General features: G+C 49.7%; 2 rRNA genes (1 of these 2 cut by a window edge). Both read right to left on the bottom strand.

The features are described from left to right. Positions 1 to 3: 3 nt before the first annotated feature. A 5S ribosomal RNA gene (rrf, locus tag AB5123_RS13685) occupies positions 4 to 120 on the bottom strand. A gap of 74 nt (positions 121 to 194) precedes the next feature. Further along, positions 195 to 2,981 (bottom strand): 23S ribosomal RNA (locus AB5123_RS13680) (it continues 149 nt past the right edge of the window).

Genomic DNA, 2,981 nt, shown 5'->3' with positions numbered 1-2,981 from the left:
AGGTGTCGGCAGCACCCTATCTTACCGGGACGTTACCATCCAAGTATTTTCGGCGAAGAAGAGCTTAACTACTGTGTTCGGCATGGGAACAGGTGTGACCTCAACTCAAACGCCACCGACTAAGTGAAGAGGAACGAATCCTCAAAATTGAATAATGAAAAAGCTGTTGGTTAAAAGGAGTAGTCATAACCAATAAGGTTAAGCCCTCGACCGATTAGTACTCGCTAGCTAAACACGTCACCGTGCTTACACTTTGAGCCTATCAACCTTGTAGTCTTCAAGGGGTCTTACTCTGTAAACAGAAGGGATATCTTATCTTAAGGGCGGCTTCACGCTTAGATGCCTTCAGCGTTTATCCGTTCCGCACATAGCTGCCCAGCTGTGCCACTGGCGTGACAACTGGTGCACCAGAGGTGCGTCCATCCCGGTCCTCTCGTACTAGGGACAGCTCCTTGCAAATATCCTACGCCCACGACAGATAGGGACCGAACTGTCTCACGACGTTCTGAACCCAGCTCGCGTACCGCTTTAATTGGCGAACAGCCAAACCCTTGGGACCGAATTCAGCCCCAGGATGCGATGAGCCGACATCGAGGTGCCAAACCTCCCCGTCGATGTGGACTCTTGGGGGAGATCAGCCTGTTATCCCCAGGGTAGCTTTTATCCGTTGAGCGACGGCATTTCCATTCACATACCGCCGGATCACTAACTCCAACTTTCGTTACTGCTCGAACCGTCATTCTCGCAGTTAGGCTCGCTTTTGCGTTTACACTCTGACGCATGGTTTCCATCCATGCAGAGCGAACCTTTGAGCGCCTCCGTTACTCTTTAGGAGGCGACCGCCCCAGTCAAACTGCCCACCTAACAATGTCCCCCGACTTGCTTCAAAGCCGCAGGTTAGAATTCCAGCACTCCAAGAGTGGTATCCCAAGGTCGACTCCACACAAGCTGACGCCTGTGCTTCCCAGTCTCCCACCTATCCTGTACGTGAAATACCGAAATCCAATATTAGGCTACAGTAAAGCTCCATGGGGTCTTTCCGTCTAGTCGCGGGTAACCGGCATCTTCACCGGTACTACAATTTCGCCGGGCGGGTTGTTGAGACAGTGCCCAGATCGTTACACCTTTCGTGCGGGTCAGAACTTACCTGACAAGGAATTTCGCTACCTTAGGACCGTTATAGTTACGGCCGCCGTTTACCGGGGCTTCAATTCAATGCTCTCACATCTCCTCTTAACCTTCCGGCACCGGGCAGGTGTCAGCCCCTATACGTCATCTTTCGATTTAGCAGAGACCTGTGTTTTTGCTAAACAGTCGCCTGGGCCTATTCTCTGCGGCTCAATCACTTGAGCACCCCTTATCCCTAAGTTACGGGGTCAACTTGCCGAGTTCCTTAACAACCCTTCTCCCGTTGGCCTTAGAATCTTCTTCCTATCTACCTGTGTCGGTTTGCGGTACGGGCACCTAAGATATTCATACAGCTTTTCTTGTCTCTTTCCATGATGACTTCTCTACTCATTTTCGATCCCTTACGACCGGGTCAACCATCGCCCGGCAACATCACTTCTAAAGCGTCCCTGTACTTAAATCTTTCGGTGGCTACGGAATTTCAACCGTATGTGCATCGGCTACGCGTCTCCGCCTCGCCTTAGCCCCCGGCTTACCCTGAGCGGACGAACCTTCCTCAGGAAACCTTAGATTTTCGGCCATTATGATTCTCACATAATTCTCGCTACTCATTCCGGCATTCTCACTCGAATAAAGTCCACCAGCGCTTCCGCTCTGACTTCACCCCTTATTCGACGCTCTCCTACCACTCTAAATTACTTTAGAATCCCAAGCTTCGGTACATTGTTTAGCCCCGTTGAATTTTCGGCGCAGGGTCACTCGACCAGTGAGCTATTACGCACTCTTTTAATGAGTGGCTGCTTCTAAGCCAACATCCTGGTTGTTTATGCAACCCCACATCCTTTTCCACTTAACAATGTTTAGGGACCTTAGCTGTGGGTCTGGGCTGTTTCCCTTTTGACAATGAGACTTATCTCACATTGTCTGACTCCCGTGAATCAATTATCTGGCATTCTTAGTTTGATAGGGTTCAGTAATCTTTCGACCCCTAGCCCATTCAGTGCTTTACCTCCAGTAATCTTTCACGAGGCTAGCCCTAAAGCTATTTCGGAGAGAACCAGCTATATCCGAGTTCGATTGGAATTTCTCCGCTATCCACACCTCATCACCGGCCTTTTCAACGGACGTGTGTTCGGCCCTCCATGGAGTTTTACCTCCACTTCAGCCTGGACATGGATAGGTCACTCGGTTTCGGGTCTATTGCATACGACTTTTTCGCCCTGTTCAGACTTGCTCTCGCTTCGGCTCCGTGCCTTAAGCACTTAACCTTGCCGCATACAATAACTCGCCGGACCATTCTACAAAAGGTACCCGATCACACTTTGACGTGCTCTCGGTGCTTGTAAGCATAGGGTTTCAGGTTCTTTTTCACTCCCCTCCCGGGGTTCTTTTCACCGTTCCTTCACAGTACTATTCGCTATCGGTCATTAGGTAGTATTTAGGCTTGGAGGATGGTCCCCCCATCTTCCCACGGGGTTTCACGTGTCCCGCGGTACTTTGGATACAGCTCGCTGACTTTCTCTTTCGCTTACGTGACTCTCACACTCTTCGGTACGTTTTCCCACACGTTTCAACTAGAAATTATCAATACTAAATGCTGTCCGAAACCCCATAAGTATTGCTACCTATGGTTTAGCCTCTTCCGCTTTCGCTCGCCACTACTCACAGAATCTCGGTTGATTTCTCTTCCTCGCCCTACTTAGATGTTTCAGTTCAGGCGGTTCCCCTCATATACCTATTTGATTCAGTATATGATGTATGTGCATACACATACGGATTGCTCCATTCGGAAATCTGCGGATCAATTCATACTTGCTGATCCCCGCAGCTTATCGCAGCTTATCACGTCCTTC

This window comes from Ruminococcus sp. RTP21204st1_B2_RTP21204_210225, from assembly GCF_040914135.1.
In the GTDB taxonomy this organism is placed as follows: Bacteria; Bacillota; Clostridia; order Oscillospirales; family Ruminococcaceae; genus Hominimerdicola; species Hominimerdicola aceti.
Note: the sequence above shows the minus strand (reverse complement) of the source record. Positions and strands in the feature narration are given on the sequence as shown.